The organism is Phaeobacter sp. A36a-5a (assembly GCF_037911135.1).
Lineage (GTDB): Bacteria > Pseudomonadota > Alphaproteobacteria > Rhodobacterales > Rhodobacteraceae > Phaeobacter > Phaeobacter bryozoorum.
Genome location: NZ_JBBLYU010000003.1, coordinates 24478 through 38703 on the forward strand (window position 1 = coordinate 24478; position 14226 = coordinate 38703).

Here is a 14226-nt window from a genome sequence, read left to right on the forward strand (position 1 = left end):
TGTGCTGTGGCTCCGCGCCGCCGCCGACCGCATCGACGCAGCGCCTGTCATAATCCGTTTCATTGGGCAGCCACCGCTTGTGGGGCCACCGGTACGACCTTGGCATCAATGATATCCAGCGTGGCACTGATCGCGCCCTTGCGGCCATCTTCGTAAGTCACCTCGGTGCGTGTCGAAATCTGTGACGAGCCATCGTAAAGAGCCGCGATGATGTCGGCATATTTGTCTTCGACCACCACACGGCGGACCTTCCGCGTCCGGGTCATTTCGCCGTCATCTGCGTCCAGTTCCTTGTGCAGCACAACAAAGCGATGCACCTGGCAGCCGGACAGCATCCGGTCCTGAGCCACGGACTCATTGACCTTTTCAACATGCTCTTTGATGGATTGCAGAACTTTCGGATGCCCCGCCAGCTCCTGATAGGACGCATAGGCGATATTGTTCCGTTCTGCCCAGTTGCCGACTGCCGTCAGATCGATATTGATGAAGGCAACACAGCGGTCCCTGCCATTGCCGAACAGCACGACCTCCAGAATATCCGGATAGAACTTCAGCTTGTTCTCGACGTATTTGGGCGCAAACATCGCGCCATCCGCCATTTTTCCGACATCCTTGGCACGGTCGATAATGCGCAGATGGCCGCTGCCCTCTTCAAAGAAACCCGCATCACCAGTGGCCACCCAACCCTCGGCATCCTTGGTCGAGGCCGTGGATTCCGGGTTGTTGTAATATTCAACAAAGGTGCCCGGCGATCGATAGAAAATCTCGCCATTCTCGGCGATCCTGATCTCCACATCCGGGGCCGGAACCCCCACCGTATCTGCGCGCACCTCGCCATCAGGCTGCACGGTGATGAATACGGTCGCCTCTGTCTGGCCGTAGAGCTGTTTGAGGTTGATGCCCAGACTGCGGTAGAAATCAAAGATTTCCGGCCCGATTGCCTCACCCGCAGTGTAGCCGACGCGAATACGGCCATAGCCCAGCGTATCCTTCAACGGACCGTAGACAAGCAGATCGCCCAGCTTGTACTTCAGCCGGTCCATCAGGCCTACCGGACGCCCGTCGAGAATGTCGCCGCCCACCTTTTTTGCATGTGCCAGGAAGTGGTGGAACATCTTGCGCTTCAGCGTGCTCGCGTCTTCCATACGGATCATCACGCTGGTCAGCTGGCCTTCAAAGACACGTGGCGGCGCAAAGAAATAGGTCGGACCGATCTCGCGAAGGTCGGTCATCATCGTTTCGGCGCTTTCGGGACAGTTCACGCAGAAGCCGCACCAATAGGCCTGCCCGATCGAGAAAATGAAATCCCCGACCCATGCCATCGGAAGATAGGACAGGATGTTCTCTCCCGCCGTCAGCCGGTCGAACTCCGCCGAGTTCTTGGCGCTTTCGATCACGTTGCGGTTGGACAGGACGACACCCTTCGGCTTGCCCGTGGTGCCGGAGGTGTAGAGCATGACGCAGGTGCTGTCGTAGGTCAGCTTGGCCTTGCGGGCTTCCAGATCGGGGGCCCATTCGTCGCGTGCCGCGCGGCCCTGATCCTGAACGTGGGAATATTGATGCAGCGCATGGTGATCATATTTGCGCATACCACGCGGATCCAGATAGATGATCTGCTCCAGATTGCTCAGCTCTTCCTGAACCTCGATGACCTTATCGACCTGTTCCTGATCACCCGCGATCACAAACCGCGCACCGCAGTGGCCCAGTACATAGGCCATCTCTTCCGCCACCGCGTCCTGATAGAGCGGCACCGGCACCGCGCCCACGGATTGTGCCGCAACCATCGCCCAGTAGAGATACGGACGGTTGCGCCCGATGATGGCGATAAAGTCGCCTTCGTTGACGCCCAGATTGATCAACCCAAGCGCCAGCGCCTCGATTTCCTTCTGGGTCTCGGACCAGGTCCAGCATTGCCAAATGCCGAATTCCTTTTCCCGATAGGCTTGGCGATCGCCAAACTGCGCCGCATTGCGTTCAAGCAGCGCCGGCAGGGACATCATCCCTGCGGCACCCGACTGCGTCTGAGCCACGTTCTTTCTCCTCCCCTTTCCGACCCATGCGGCCGGACTGATCGCTAACCGCGATTCTGATCCCGATTAGGGACGGCCTCATGCTATTGCGTCAACTTTTTCCTGAAGTTTTCCCAAATCTTACGAATTGTAACAGCCGTTCGCCCAGCGAACGCAGATCGTCCCACCGGGGCCCCCTGTCGCAGGCTAAGCTCTTTGCGCAGGCCCGTCGGGATGCTAGCCATGCGGCGGGGAGACAGCATGAACCGATCCGAGAAACACCGCGCAACAATGACCACCGCCGGGCTCAACCTGATTGCCCAGGCGATGTCGATCTATGACAGCGAGCTGCGCCTTGTTGTGTGCAATCAGCGTTTTCAGGAGATGTTCGACCTGCCCGATGCGCTGATCACCCCGGGTGCACGCTTTGACGAGACGATCCGACATATTGCCACCAGCGGCGAATATGGCCCGGTCGATGATATCGAGGGGTTCGTGCAACAGCGCGTTGATCAGGCGCTGGATTTCGTGCCCCATTATCTGGAACGCGAACGCGCCAACGGTCAGGTGATCTCTATCGAAGGGGCACCTCTGCCTCAGGGGGGCTGGGTCACGGTCTACACCGACATCACCCGGACCAAGCGAATTGAACAGCTGTTGCGGGCCCGGTCCGAGGAAATGTCCGATCAGCTGATCGCCCATACCGAAGAGCTGTCAGCCACCAACCGCAAACTGGCCGCGACGATCACCGCACTGGAAGAGGCGAAGCGTCAGCTCACGGAGATGGAAGCGCGCACCCGCCTGACGACCGAGATGATGCCCGCCCATATCGCCCATGTCGACGCCGAGGGCTATTATACCTATACCAACCGGCGCCTCAGTTCGGTGTTTCCCAGCCGTCCGTCCGAAATCCTCGGCACGCATATCGCAGAGGCGCTCGGCGCGGCCGCCTATGACAAGATTGCACCGCATCTGATGGCGGCCTACCAGGGCGAAAGCCCGGTGTTCGAGTTCACTGAAAGCCATGACAGCCGCCGGATCCGGGTGGCCTTCACCCCCGATGACACCGGCGGCGTGTTCATCCTGTCGATGGATGTGACCGAGGAAACCCAGACCCGTGTCGCCCTGCAACAGGCCCGCCGCCGCGAAATGGCCGCTCAGATGACCAGCGGGCTGGCGCATGATTTCTCGAACCTCCTGACCATCATCCTCGGGATGCAGGGCAAACTGGCGAAATCCGATCTGACCCCGGAGGCGGCCGATCTGGTTCAGGCCACGCTCTCCGCTGCCCGCCGTGGCGGGCGCCTCCTCAACCGTATTGCCGAGATGACCGGACACCGCAGCCTGCGTCCACGCGCCACCGATCTGCACGGCCTTTTGCAAGAGCTGAAGGTGCTGGCGACGCCTTCGCTGCCGCAGGGCATGGGCCTCAGCATCGTGGATCACACGCCGGATGTGCGGCTGCTGCTGGATCCGGGCAAACTGCAGGATGCCCTTTTGAACCTTATTCTGAACGCACGTGACGCCTGCGGCAGTCAGGGTCAGATCACTGTCAGCGCCCATGTCGTCGGGCAAACCTGGCTTGAACTCAGCGTTACCGACACCGGACCGGGCTTTTCCAAAACCGCGCTGGAGAAGGCATTGAACCCTTTCTTCACTACCAAGGGCGGCGAAGGATCAGGTCTGGGCCTGCCGATGGTCTACGATATGGCCAAATCCACCGGTGGGGACATGCGGATCGGCAATACCGTTTCCGGTGCCAGCGTGACCCTGCGCATTCCCTATCGGCTGGCACCGGATGCCGCCGGCGGGCTGGCGCTGCTGGTGGAGGACAGCGAGGAGCTGCGCGCCAACTTCCGCGATATGCTGATTGATCTTGGCTATGCCGTGGTTGAGGCCACAAGCGTGGACGAAGCCTGCGCGCTTACCGCCGATATCGATGGCATCTCTCTGGTCCTGTCAGATATCAAGTTGCAGGGCAGCGCCACCGGGATCGACCTGGTCGACCGCTTGCAGGGCTCTCGCCTGCCCTGCATTCTGATGACGTCCCTGCCGACCAGCGATCCTCTGTTCCGCATGGCGCTGAAACGTTGCCCGGTGTTGCAGAAACCCTTTACCACTCATCAGCTTTCAGCGCTGATCAAATCGGAACCCGCCGCATGAGCCGACCCCTAATCACCATTCTTGACGACGAGCCGGAGATTCGCCGCATCCTGACCGACACGCTGGAGGAAGCCGGATTTCGCACCCAGAGCTTTGCCCGCGCCCGCGAATTTGAGGCCTCTCTCAACCGGGTGACTCCCGATGTCTGCCTTGTCGATCTCTCGCTGCCCGATACCGATGGGCTGGCGCTGGTGCATCGCCTCGCGCTGGAACAGGGGGCGGCCGTGATCATCATTTCTGGACGCGCACAGGTACAGGACCGTGTTACCGGGCTGGAGCTCGGGGCAGATGATTACATCACCAAACCCTTTGACCCGGCCGAGGTGGTGGCGCGCATCCGCGCCCGGCTGCGCGGGGGCCCCCGCACTGCGGCAACCACGGGAAACAGCGCCTCGTTTTCCGGCTGGACCGCGCATTTCGATCGCTACATCCTTGAAGATGACAGCGGCGCAGAGACCCCGTTTTCACATGCCGAGGGCGAGGTGCTGCGGCTGTTCCTGGAAAGCCCGAAACGGCTGATTTCCCGCGCCCAGATGCAAGAAAGCCTAGGCGGTGGTGCTGGCGAAAGCTTTGATCGGGCCATGGATGTGCGCATCTCGCGATTGCGCACCAAGCTGCGCGAAGACCCTAAGAACCCGCGCCTGATCAAGACGATCTACGGCGCCGGCTATATCTTCCTCGGCGATGTCAGCTGGCTCTGATCACGCCGCCGTCGGCTCGAAATCCAGCCGCCAAAGCTCTGGGAGTACTCTGGCCAAAGCTCGGACTGGACGCAGCGAATCGACGGCGATATGATTCGGGTATGGCTACCTGTCTGCTCTATCGCCAACACCCGGCGCGGGTCCCGCGCTTCTATCGGATCGAACTTGCGATGAACCTCTTCGCTGAAGTCTCCGTTCTCAGGGAATGGGGGGTGGCCGGCGGCAGCGGGCAGAGCGCCATCAATATCTACGGCAACCTGCGCGAAGCCTCGATCGCGGCGGATCAGCACCGCAAACGGATGCTGAAACGGGGCTATGACCGCGCCTGATCGGCGATAAGCCTCCACATACCGCCATCGCCCATCAGCTCAAGATCCCCTTTCACCCACCGTACAGCGCGCCGGTTTACGGCGGCCCAATTCCCCGCGCGCCCATTGCGCAACAACCGTAAAACAAGGTCTTTTGCGTGGTTCTTCGTTAAGCTTTTGTTCGTTTGTTTCGCACGCGAAACATTTGGTCCGAACCGGACCTAATTTACCTGTCGCCGTGCCGCCCGACTGGATTGGATCCGAAATCGACAACTGGCCCTTTCCACCGTTGGAAAGCTTGCTTAAGACTTGCCCGGACGCAAAGGAACACGCCATGACGCATATCACGCTGATCCGCCACGGACAGGCCAACACCAGCGCCCGCGACGAAGCGAGCTATGACCGGTTGAGCGATCTGGGCCATCAGCAGGCACGCTGGCTTGGCGCGCATCTGAGCGAGACGCGCGCGCATTACACCCGCGTCTATTGCGGCACGCTGACCCGCCATCTGCAAACCGCGACTGCCATGGGGCTTGAAAACGTGGTGCAGGATCCGCGACTGAACGAAATGGAATACTTCAATCTGGCCGAGGCGATGCAGGCCCAGCACGGGCTGAAGATCCCGACCGAACGGGAAGGGTTCATCGAGCACATGCCCAAGGTTTTCTCCGCCTGGGCTGCGGATGAGATCACCAACCCGCCAGAAAGCTGGCGAGACTTTGAAACCCGCACCCGCTCCGCCTTGGCCGAAATCTCCGCAGGCGACGGGCCGGCCCTGGTGGTTACATCCGGCGGGCTGATCGCGATGGCCATGCGGCAGGCGATGGGGCTGGATACCACCGGAATGGCGCGCATGGCGCTCGCGATCATGAACAGTTCGATGCACCGGCTGCACGCGATCGGCGGTCAGCTGAGCCCGGTGCTGTTCAACGCGGTGCCCCATCTGGAAGCCCCGGATCGGCATTACGCACAGACCCATCTGTAGGCCCGACATCCGACCGGGGACCGCACTATCTGAGGGAGGGACAGGATGATGCAGCTCTATTATGCACCCAGGACGATTTCGGTGGCCGTCGCCATCGCGCTGGAAGAGTCCGGACTGGACTACGAGCCGATCCGTATTGACTTCGCAGCCAAGGAACAGCTTGGCACCGCCTATGCCCAGATCAACCCCAAGGGCCGTGTCCCGGCGCTGGTGGTGGATGGCGGCATCCTGACGGAAACCGGCGCCTTGCTGGAATATGTGGCCGATATGGCCCCCGATGCCGCTCTGCGCCCCCGCGAGGCGGTCCTGCTGGCCCGCATGCGTGAGGTGATGTTCTATCTCGCCTCCACCATGCATGTGAACCACGCCCATAAACTGCGCGGAAGCCGCTGGGCCAGCAAGACTTCCAGCTTCAAGGACATGCAGGCCAAGGTGCCACAGACCATGGCCGCCTCCTGCGACTATATCAGCCAGTTCGGACTGCGCGGCCCTTACGTGCTGGGCGACACCATTAGCCTGGCGGATTGCTATCTCTATGTGATCTGCACCTGGCTGGAGGGCGACGGCGTGACCCTCGCCAACTACCCAAAAATTCAGACCTTCATGGCGGCTATGGAACAGCGTGACTCGGTGCACGCGGTGACCGCCAAGGGCATGCTGTAAAGGACAAGACATGACACATCTATGGGTACGGGCCGAACAGCGCCCAAATGAAGAACGGGTTGGCCTGACGCCCGAAGGTGCCAGAGCGCTCATCGACGCCGGGCTGAAGGTCACGGTCGAGGAAAGCACGGTCCGCGCCATCCCGTTGCAGGGCTACATTGACGCCGGCTGCGAGATCGCGGCAGAGAACAGCTGGCCCGACGCCCCCCGCGACGCCATCATCTTCGGCCTGAAAGAACTGCCCGAAGATGGCACTCCGCTGCCGCACCGCCACATCATGTTCGGACATGCCTACAAGGGGCAGCACTCCGGCAAAGCGCTTCTTGAACGGTTCCAGGCCGGCGGCGGCACGCTCTACGATCTGGAATATCTGGTCGATGAAAGTGGCCGCCGGGTTGCGGCCTTCGGCTATTGGGCCGGCTATGCCGGTGCGGCCGTCACGCTGAAAACCTGGGCCGCGCAGCAGCGCGGTGAGCTCTGCGGCCCGGTTGGCGTCTACGAGGGCAAGGATGCGCTGCTTGCCGAGCTGAGCGCAGAGCTGGATGGTCTGAAAACCGACCGCCCCTCGGCCATCGTCATTGGCGCCCTAGGCCGGGTCGGCACCGGGGCCGCCGATCTCTGCGAGGCGATGGGTGTCGCGGTCACCAAATGGGATATGGCAGAAACCGCCAGCGGCGGCCCTTTCCCCGAAATTCTGGCCCATGATCTCTTTCTCAACTGCATCTTCGCACGCCCCGGCACGCCGGTCTTCGTCCCGCAAGAGGCGCTGACCGCTGATCGTCGGCTGACCGCCATCGGCGATGTCGCCTGCGATCCCGATAGCGACTACAACCCGGTTCCGGTCTATGACCGCGCCACCACATGGGAGGCCCCTGCCCTGCGGGTCGCCCAGGATCCCGTACTGGACGTCATGGCGATTGATAACCTGCCTTCGATGCTGCCGGTCGAAAGCTCCGAAGACTATGCAGCCCAGCTGCTGCCCTCCCTGCTGACCCTTACCGATCTTGCCAGTGGCGTCTGGGGCCGGGCGGAAACCACCTTCAAGGACCATCTTCCGGGCTGACCATCGCCGGAACCAAACAACGGAGACTGACAATGACAATCCATTGGTGTGGCACCGGCCTGTCCGCAATCCCTGGCCTGCGCCGCCTGCTTGAGGCGGGCCATGACGTCGCGGTCTGGAACCGCACTCCCGATAAGGCGCGCGAGGCAATCGGCGATCTGACAACCAATATCCATGCCTTCAGCCTTGCCAATCTGGGCCAGATGCTCAGCCCCAAGGATGTGATCGTCTCGATGCTGCCCGGTGACTGGCATGTGCCGCTGGCTGAGCTGGCGATTGAGCATGGCGCCCATTTCGTGTCGTCCTCTTACATCGCCCCGGAGATGCGCGCGCTGGACCAGCGGGCAAAGGACGCCGGTGTCTGCCTGATCAACGAGGTTGGCCTCGACCCTGGCATCGACCACCTGATGGCCCATGCGCTGGTTGCCGACTATAAGGCCTCCAAGGCCTTCGATGCGGACAATGAGATCAGCTTTATCTCCTACTGCGGCGGCATCCCCAAGACACCGAACCCATTCCGCTACAAATTCAGCTGGTCGCCGCTCGGCGTGCTGAAGGCGCTGCGCTCCCCGTCGAAGTCGATCCGCGATTTCAAGGCGCTGGACGTCGCCCGCCCCTGGGATGCGATCTCCTCCTACGAGGCACCGCTGCCCGCATCCGAAAGCTTCGAAGTCTATCCGAACCGCGACTCGCTCCCTTTCATGGCGCAGTATGAATTCGGCGCGGACTGGAAGGTAAAAGAATTCGTTCGCGGCACCCTGCGCCTCAACGGCTGGGCCGATGCCTGGGCGGATGTCTTCAAGGAGGTCGAGACACTATCGGGCCCCGAAGGCGATGCCCGGCTCAAGGAAATGTCGGATCAATTCTGGGCAGAGAATGCCTATGACGACGGTGAGCCAGACCGCGTGGTGCTTTGCGTCGGGCTGAAAGCCGAAAAAGACGGTGCCGAAGTCTGGCACAAGACCTATGTGATGGATGCCTGGGGTGACGAACGCGGCACGGCGATGGCGCGGCTGGTCTCCTACCCGGTGTCCTTCGCCATCGAGGCTGCCATCAACGGCAAAATCGCTCCCGGCGTCAGCGCCGCGCCCAGCGACGCCGATCTGGTGGATCAGTGGATGGGTAAGATCGGTGCGCTGGCCCAGCATCTCGAGGTGGTCGACAGCACGTCTTGAACCCACGCCCCGGCTACCGACTGCGCGGAAGATAGCCATCTTCTGGCCCCAAATATCCCGGGGTCCGGGGCAGAGCCCCGGCGCGACAGGCCATGCGGGCGCTACACCTCGGCGCCCCCTGCCATACCGATCTGCCATCGCAACCTGTCAGCGGAACGCTCAGCGCCCGATGACATCCTCTTCGACGCTCTGAACATCTATCCCCAGCGCGTCCAAGCCGGATTCCAGATTATCCGCCAGATGTGGTGTCCCGATCAGGTAATCCGCAGTCGGCGTGGTCGCCTCCTGCTGAGCGGTTGCGATGGCCTCCTCCAGATCGTCGGCGTCGAAACTGCCTCGGCCAATCCACATGATCGCAACCAGCTCGGCCTGCTCATCCTCGCCCATGCGGTCGATAAACGCCCTGAGCTCCCCCTCGGCGCGCGATAGCTCGCGCGCCATCATGGCCACTTGCGCCACCTTTCGGGCACTGATCTCCAGCATGGGCTCGTCCTCCATTGTCCGCGCTGTTCATGAGGATCAGACCCCATTGCCGCGTGGCTGTCCTTGATCTGGGGCAAGAACCGCAGAAGCCGCCAGACCGCGCCCCCGGGGAGGCCGGCGCGCGACGGATCAGCTGTCTTTGGCGTAGATCTCGATCAGCCTGCTGCGCCCGCGCAACGTCACCGGCGGCAGGGCAACCCAACGCTGGCGCGCGGGGGCGATACCTGCGATCTCAAACGTAACAGCTGAGGCAATGATGGTCTGCGGAACGGTCTTGCTGTGCTGCTCGAGGCGGGAGGCGGTGTTGACCGCATCTCCAAAGACCGAATATTCCAGCCGCGCCGCATTGCCGACAACACCAGAAAACACCTCACCTGCGTGAACGCCGATGCCAATGTCCACCGGCGGCTCGCCCGCAGCGACGCGCCGGTCCGACCAGCGGTGAATGGCCTCGCTCAGCGTCGCCGCACAGGCCAGAGCCCGGGCGGCGCCATTTGCGCCGCCGCGCGCCACAGGCGCATCATCAAACAGCAGCATTGCCGCATCGCCCATATATTTGTCGATCATTCCGCCATGCCGGGTGGCGCTGAATTCCACCTCATTGCGGAATGCGGTGATGAAATCTCCGACCTCCTGCGGATCACGTGATTCCGACCAGCGGGTAAAGCCGCGGATATCGACAAACATCACGGCCATCGGCTGGCGCTGGCCCTGTTGCAGCGCCGAAAGCCCGCCATCCGCGAGCTGATCGGCCACCTGCGCCGGCAGATAGCGGGTCAGGTTGGCGCGCGCCTCGGCCGCCGTCAGCTCCCGGTAAAACAATCGCCGCATCCGCGCAGCCGCCACAACCATGACCAATCCGGCCAGCAGGATCATTGTCAGCTTCATCACGTTTGCCGGGCTGTCCAGCACGCTGTACAGACTGCCCATCTGCCCCACATCCAGCCGGGTCACCGGCCAGAAAATCAGGATCCCCAGCCCACCGGTCAGCAGAACCGTCGTATACAGCTGCAGGCGCGGGTCCATCCGCATGACACCGTAGGCCAGCACCAGCGGAACCAGCCAGGCCGGCGGCAGCAGCAGCGCCACGCCTCCGGGGTAGTTGCTGTTCTCAAGGCTGAACCAGACATTGAAGAGCAGAAAGGCACAGTCCGCCGTCACGCTGATCCAGGACATCCAGGGCCGGAACCACCCGAATGTCGTCGCAGCAAAGGTAACGATACCGAGGGTCAGATAGGCAAACATCGTCAATAGCGCAAACAGCAGCTGACGATGCAGGAAGGGCGCCAGAGAGCTGAAGTCCACCCCCGACATCGTCACCACGAATACGGCAAACAGGCCCAGCGTCACCGCGATCCGCAGAACCGACACCAGCCGCTCTGCCGCGATTGAGGCCGTGTTCAGCAGGGGAGCGATGGTGGTCTGTTGCATCAGCTATCGGAACGCCCCAGCGGAACGACATTCACCGGATCGGGGGGCTGACCGATGCCAGCTGATGTCGGGGCAATTTCTTCAAAGTCGAAGTTGTCCAGCCGCTGCGCCCGGCGTCCGGCCTTGTCAGCGCTGATCTTGATCTCCGCGATATCCTTTGCCGCCATGCCGAAATGGCGGTCCAGATTACCCACCCGGTCGCCCAGACGTTCGACATCCTTATGCAGAAGCCCCAGCTCGCTGCGGATCGCGCCGGCCTGTTCGCGCATCCGCGCATCCTTGAGAATGGCGCGCATCGTGTTCAGCGTGGCCATGCAGGTGGTTGGCGAAACGATCCAGACCTTGGCGGAGAAGCCCTCACGCACAATGTCGGAAAAATTGGCATGGAGTTCGGCATAAACAGCCTCGGAGGGCAGGAACATCAGCGCGCCATCCGCCGTTTCGCCCTCCAGTATGTATTTCTCTGAAATCGCCCGGATGTGGCCCCGCAATGCCGCCTTCAGCTGGCGCGCGGCGCTGGCGCGCTGCTCCGGGGTCTCGGCGTTGCGCAGCGCCTCATAGGGTTCCAGCGGAAATTTGCTGTCGATCACGATCGGACCGGGGGGATTGGGCAGATGGATCAGGCAATCGGCGCGCTTGCCGTTGCTCAGCGTGTGCTGAAAGGCATAGCTGTCAGAGGGCAGCGCCTTGGAGACGATATCATTCAGCTGGATTTCACCAAAAGCGCCGCGCGTCTGCTTGTTTGCCAGGATGTCCTGAAGCCCCAGGACATCACCCGACAGCTTCGTGATATTGTCCTGCGCCTTGTCAATCACCGCCAGCCGCTCCTGCAATTGAGTGAGCGAGGTGACGGTGCGTTTGGTCGACCCGTGCAGGCTCTCCTGCAAGCGCTCCTGCATCTCGGCCAGCGCGCGGGCCTGCCGCAGCGCGTTGTCGGAGAGACGGTCGTTGACCTGCTGCTGCACAGCGCCGAGCCGGGTCTCAACGGTCTGGATCATCTGCATCTGCGCATTGGCCTGCGCGTCGGAGACATGCTGTAGCCCGCCGCGCAACTGCTGAACGCTTTGTCCCAGATGAGCCATCTGCTGTGCGATCGGGGCCATGCTCGCGGCAGCGCGTGCATGGCTGCGCAGCAGCATGACGAGACCCACCATCATCAGACCACCAATCCCCAGAAGCACCAGCATCTGCGGCTCCGCGCGCTCCAGAAAGAGCAGGACCGACTCCATCAGCTCCGCCCGAACAGACGTTCGATATCGGCCAGTTTCAGCTCGACATAGGTCGGACGCCCGTGGTTGCACTGACCGGAATGCGGCGTTGCTTCCATTTCGCGCAGCAGGGCGTTCATTTCCTCGCCGCGCATCCAGCGGCCCGAGCGGATGGACCCATGGCAGGCAACCCGGCTGAGGATGGCTTCAATCTTGGCCTGAACCAGCTGGCTTTCGCCCTGATCATCCAGCTCATCAAGGATATCGCGCACCATCGCTGCGGCATTGACAGTGCCGAGTATGGCCGGGGTTTCACGCACAGCGATGGCGCCGCCACCGAAGGCTTCGATGCCCAGACCAAAGCGGCCCAGATCATCGGCCACCGCCAGGATACGGGCACAATCCCCCTCGCTAAGCTCGACGATCTCGGGGATCAGCAGGGCCTGCGCAGCGACGCCGGTCTCGGCCATCTGGCGTTTCAGCTTCTCGTAGACCAGCCGTTCATGGGCGGCGTGCTGATCGACGATCACCATACCGTCGGCAGTCTGGGCAATGATGTAGTTCTCATGCACCTGCCCGCGTGCGGCACCAAGCGGCAGATGCTCGGCCCCGGGCGCGGAGGTTTCGGGTCTGTCCGAGGGCTGACCCGGGGCCATCGCACCTTTGGGCGCCTCTGTCACACGGCCGCTATAGGCGCTGGCCAGCTCAGCAAAGCCGGGCGATACCGATTGCGCCGGATGAGCGGGAGCAGGCGCGAAGCTCTCTGGTTGCTGGGCTGCATAAGAAAGGCTGCGCGCGCCCATTGACGGCCGATCCATCTGGTAGATCCGCGGGCCGCCAGCGCCGGCCGGATCTGACGAGGTGGCTTCTGGGCGCATCGCCCCCAGGGTCGCGCCCGCAACCGTGGACGAGGCCCGATGACCGGCCTCCGCCAGCGCATGGCGCAGCGCTGAGACGATCAGACCCCGCGCCACACCGGGATCGCGAAACCGGACCTCGGACTTCGCGGGGTGGACGTTCACATCAACCAGCGCCGGATCGCAGTCCAGAAACAGCGCCGCTGCCGGGTGGCGGTCGCGGCTGAGAAAATCGAAATAAGCCGCCCTGAGGGCACCGGTCAGCATCTTGTCCTTAACCGGTCGGGTGTTCACAAAGAGGAACTGCGCCACCGCGGCGCCCCGCGAATAGGTCGGCAAGGCCGCATAGCCAAAAAGCCGGACCCCCTCTCGGGTGGCATCAATCTTGAGCGCGTTTTCCGCAAATTCGCGCCCCAGAACCGTCGTGAGCCGCCCGTGCAGCGCATCGAAAAGATCACCCGACAGCGGGTCCGCGCGAAAGGTCACCCGCCCCTCACCGCCGCCGGAGACATCACGCAAGGTAAAGCCAACCGATGGTTCCGCCATCGCCAGCCGCTTGATGACGTCGCCAATGGCCTGCGTCTCGGCGCGGTCGCTGCGCATGAACTTCAGCCGGGCGGGCGTGGCGTAGAACAGATCCCGCAGCTCAACCACGGTGCCTGCGCGCAGGGCGGCAGGTTTCACCGGCTCCATCTGGCCACCGGCGACGCGAATCCTCGCGGCCTCGTGTCCCTTGGCGCGGCTGGTAATGCTCAACCGTCCGACAGCGCCGAGCGATGGCAGCGCCTCACCGCGAAAGCCGAAGGTATGGATGTTCAGCAGGTCAGAGCCGTCGATCTTGGAGGTGGCATGTCTCGACAGCGCCAGCGGCAGATCTGCGGGTGCCATGCCGCAGCCATCATCGGTCACCCGGATCAGCGTCTTGCCACCATCCGCGATGTCGATGGTGATCCGAGAGGCCCCCGCATCAATGGCGTTTTCCACCAGTTCCTTGACCGCCGAAGCAGGGCGTTCGACCACTTCTCCCGCAGCGATGCGGTTGATGGCACTGTCATCAAGCTGCCGGATGATCGGTTGTGAACTGTCGCTGATTTGGGGGTCTGCATATGCCATGCCGCAATATTTAGCATGCCGCCGCGCGATTCTTCCAGCCGCAATCCGTCCTGTCGGGCGCAGT

Annotated in this window: 12 protein-coding genes; 7 read left to right on the forward strand and 5 right to left on the reverse strand. The window is 62.3% G+C overall.

The genetic code is table 11. The features are described from left to right. Positions 1–59 precede the first annotated feature (59 nt). A complete protein-coding gene (locus WLQ66_RS13565) occupies positions 60–2003 on the reverse strand; it encodes an AMP-binding protein (RefSeq protein WP_340547245.1) in 1944 nt (647 codons plus the stop codon). 270 nt (positions 2004–2273) lie between these two features. On the opposite strand from WLQ66_RS13565, the gene WLQ66_RS13570 reads away from it, so the two are divergent. The 7 genes from WLQ66_RS13570 (at position 2274) to WLQ66_RS13600 (ending at position 9070) form a co-directional block, all read left to right on the forward strand. Continuing rightward, positions 2274–4175 (forward strand): hybrid sensor histidine kinase/response regulator, encoded by a 1902-nt coding sequence (locus tag WLQ66_RS13570; protein WP_340546870.1) that lies wholly within the window; start codon positions 2274–2276, stop codon positions 4173–4175. After that, positions 4172–4876: a response regulator transcription factor gene (locus WLQ66_RS13575; protein ID WP_340546871.1), complete on the forward strand. Its 705-nt coding sequence runs from the start codon at positions 4172–4174 to the stop codon at positions 4874–4876. The genes WLQ66_RS13570 and WLQ66_RS13575 overlap by 4 nt, the downstream gene beginning before the upstream one ends. Positions 4877–4977: 101 nt before the next feature. Beyond that, positions 4978–5205 carry a WGR domain-containing protein gene (locus WLQ66_RS13580; protein WP_340546872.1) on the forward strand — a complete coding sequence of 76 codons (228 nt, stop codon included), beginning with the start codon at positions 4978–4980 and terminating at the stop codon, positions 5203–5205. A 313-nt stretch (positions 5206–5518) separates the two neighbouring features. Next, positions 5519–6169: a histidine phosphatase family protein gene (locus tag WLQ66_RS13585; protein WP_340546873.1), complete on the forward strand. Its 651-nt coding sequence runs from the start codon at positions 5519–5521 to the stop codon at positions 6167–6169. 48 nt (positions 6170–6217) lie between these two features. After that, positions 6218–6832, forward strand: a complete 615-nt coding sequence (locus WLQ66_RS13590; protein WP_340547246.1) for a glutathione S-transferase family protein — start codon at positions 6218–6220, stop codon at positions 6830–6832. Between the two features lie 10 nt (positions 6833–6842). Further along, positions 6843–7895: a saccharopine dehydrogenase gene (locus WLQ66_RS13595; protein ID WP_340546874.1), complete on the forward strand. Its 1053-nt coding sequence runs from the start codon at positions 6843–6845 to the stop codon at positions 7893–7895. 32 nt (positions 7896–7927) lie between these two features. Next, positions 7928–9070, forward strand: a complete 1143-nt coding sequence (locus tag WLQ66_RS13600) for a saccharopine dehydrogenase family protein (protein ID WP_340546875.1) — start codon at positions 7928–7930, stop codon at positions 9068–9070. Between the two features lie 159 nt (positions 9071–9229). On the opposite strand, the gene WLQ66_RS13605 is transcribed toward WLQ66_RS13600, so the two are convergent. The 4 genes from WLQ66_RS13605 to mutL all read right to left on the reverse strand — a co-directional run bounded on the left by WLQ66_RS13605 (position 9230) and on the right by mutL (position 14162). After that, positions 9230–9553, reverse strand: coding sequence for a DUF3775 domain-containing protein (locus tag WLQ66_RS13605; RefSeq protein WP_340546876.1), 324 nt, complete (start codon positions 9551–9553; stop codon positions 9230–9232). A 129-nt stretch (positions 9554–9682) separates the two neighbouring features. Further along, positions 9683–10984, reverse strand: a complete 1302-nt coding sequence (locus WLQ66_RS13610) for an adenylate/guanylate cyclase domain-containing protein (protein WP_340546877.1) — start codon at positions 10982–10984, stop codon at positions 9683–9685. Further along, positions 10984–12213, reverse strand: a complete 1230-nt coding sequence (locus WLQ66_RS13615) for a DNA recombination protein RmuC (protein ID WP_340546878.1) — start codon at positions 12211–12213, stop codon at positions 10984–10986. The genes WLQ66_RS13610 and WLQ66_RS13615 overlap by 1 nt, the downstream gene beginning before the upstream one ends. Then, a complete protein-coding gene (mutL, locus tag WLQ66_RS13620) occupies positions 12213–14162 on the reverse strand; it encodes a DNA mismatch repair endonuclease MutL (RefSeq protein ID WP_340546879.1) in 1950 nt (649 codons plus the stop codon). Before mutL ends, WLQ66_RS13615 begins: the two co-directional genes overlap by 1 nt. Positions 14163–14226: the final 64 nt, after the last annotated feature.

Excerpts from the sequence above, each read along its gene's own strand:
- WLQ66_RS13605 (WP_340546876.1), bottom strand. The coding sequence starts at position 9,553 with ATGCTGGAGATCAGTGCCCGAAAGGTGGCGCAAGTGGCCATGATGGCG.
- WLQ66_RS13610 (WP_340546877.1), bottom strand. The coding sequence starts at position 10,984 with ATGCAACAGACCACCATCGCTCCCCTGCTGAACACGGCCTCAATCGCG.
- WLQ66_RS13565 (WP_340547245.1), bottom strand. The coding sequence starts at position 2,003 with ATGATGTCCCTGCCGGCGCTGCTTGAACGCAATGCGGCGCAGTTTGGC.
- WLQ66_RS13585 (WP_340546873.1), top strand. The coding sequence starts at position 5,519 with ATGACGCATATCACGCTGATCCGCCACGGACAGGCCAACACCAGCGCC.
- WLQ66_RS13570 (WP_340546870.1), top strand. The coding sequence starts at position 2,274 with ATGAACCGATCCGAGAAACACCGCGCAACAATGACCACCGCCGGGCTC.
- WLQ66_RS13590 (WP_340547246.1), top strand. The coding sequence starts at position 6,218 with ATGCAGCTCTATTATGCACCCAGGACGATTTCGGTGGCCGTCGCCATC.
- WLQ66_RS13580 (WP_340546872.1), top strand. The coding sequence starts at position 4,978 with ATGGCTACCTGTCTGCTCTATCGCCAACACCCGGCGCGGGTCCCGCGC.
- WLQ66_RS13615 (WP_340546878.1), bottom strand. The coding sequence starts at position 12,213 with ATGGAGTCGGTCCTGCTCTTTCTGGAGCGCGCGGAGCCGCAGATGCTG.
- WLQ66_RS13600 (WP_340546875.1), top strand. The coding sequence starts at position 7,928 with ATGACAATCCATTGGTGTGGCACCGGCCTGTCCGCAATCCCTGGCCTG.
- mutL (WP_340546879.1), bottom strand. The coding sequence starts at position 14,162 with ATGGCATATGCAGACCCCCAAATCAGCGACAGTTCACAACCGATCATC.
- WLQ66_RS13595 (WP_340546874.1), top strand. The coding sequence starts at position 6,843 with ATGACACATCTATGGGTACGGGCCGAACAGCGCCCAAATGAAGAACGG.
- WLQ66_RS13575 (WP_340546871.1), top strand. The coding sequence starts at position 4,172 with ATGAGCCGACCCCTAATCACCATTCTTGACGACGAGCCGGAGATTCGC.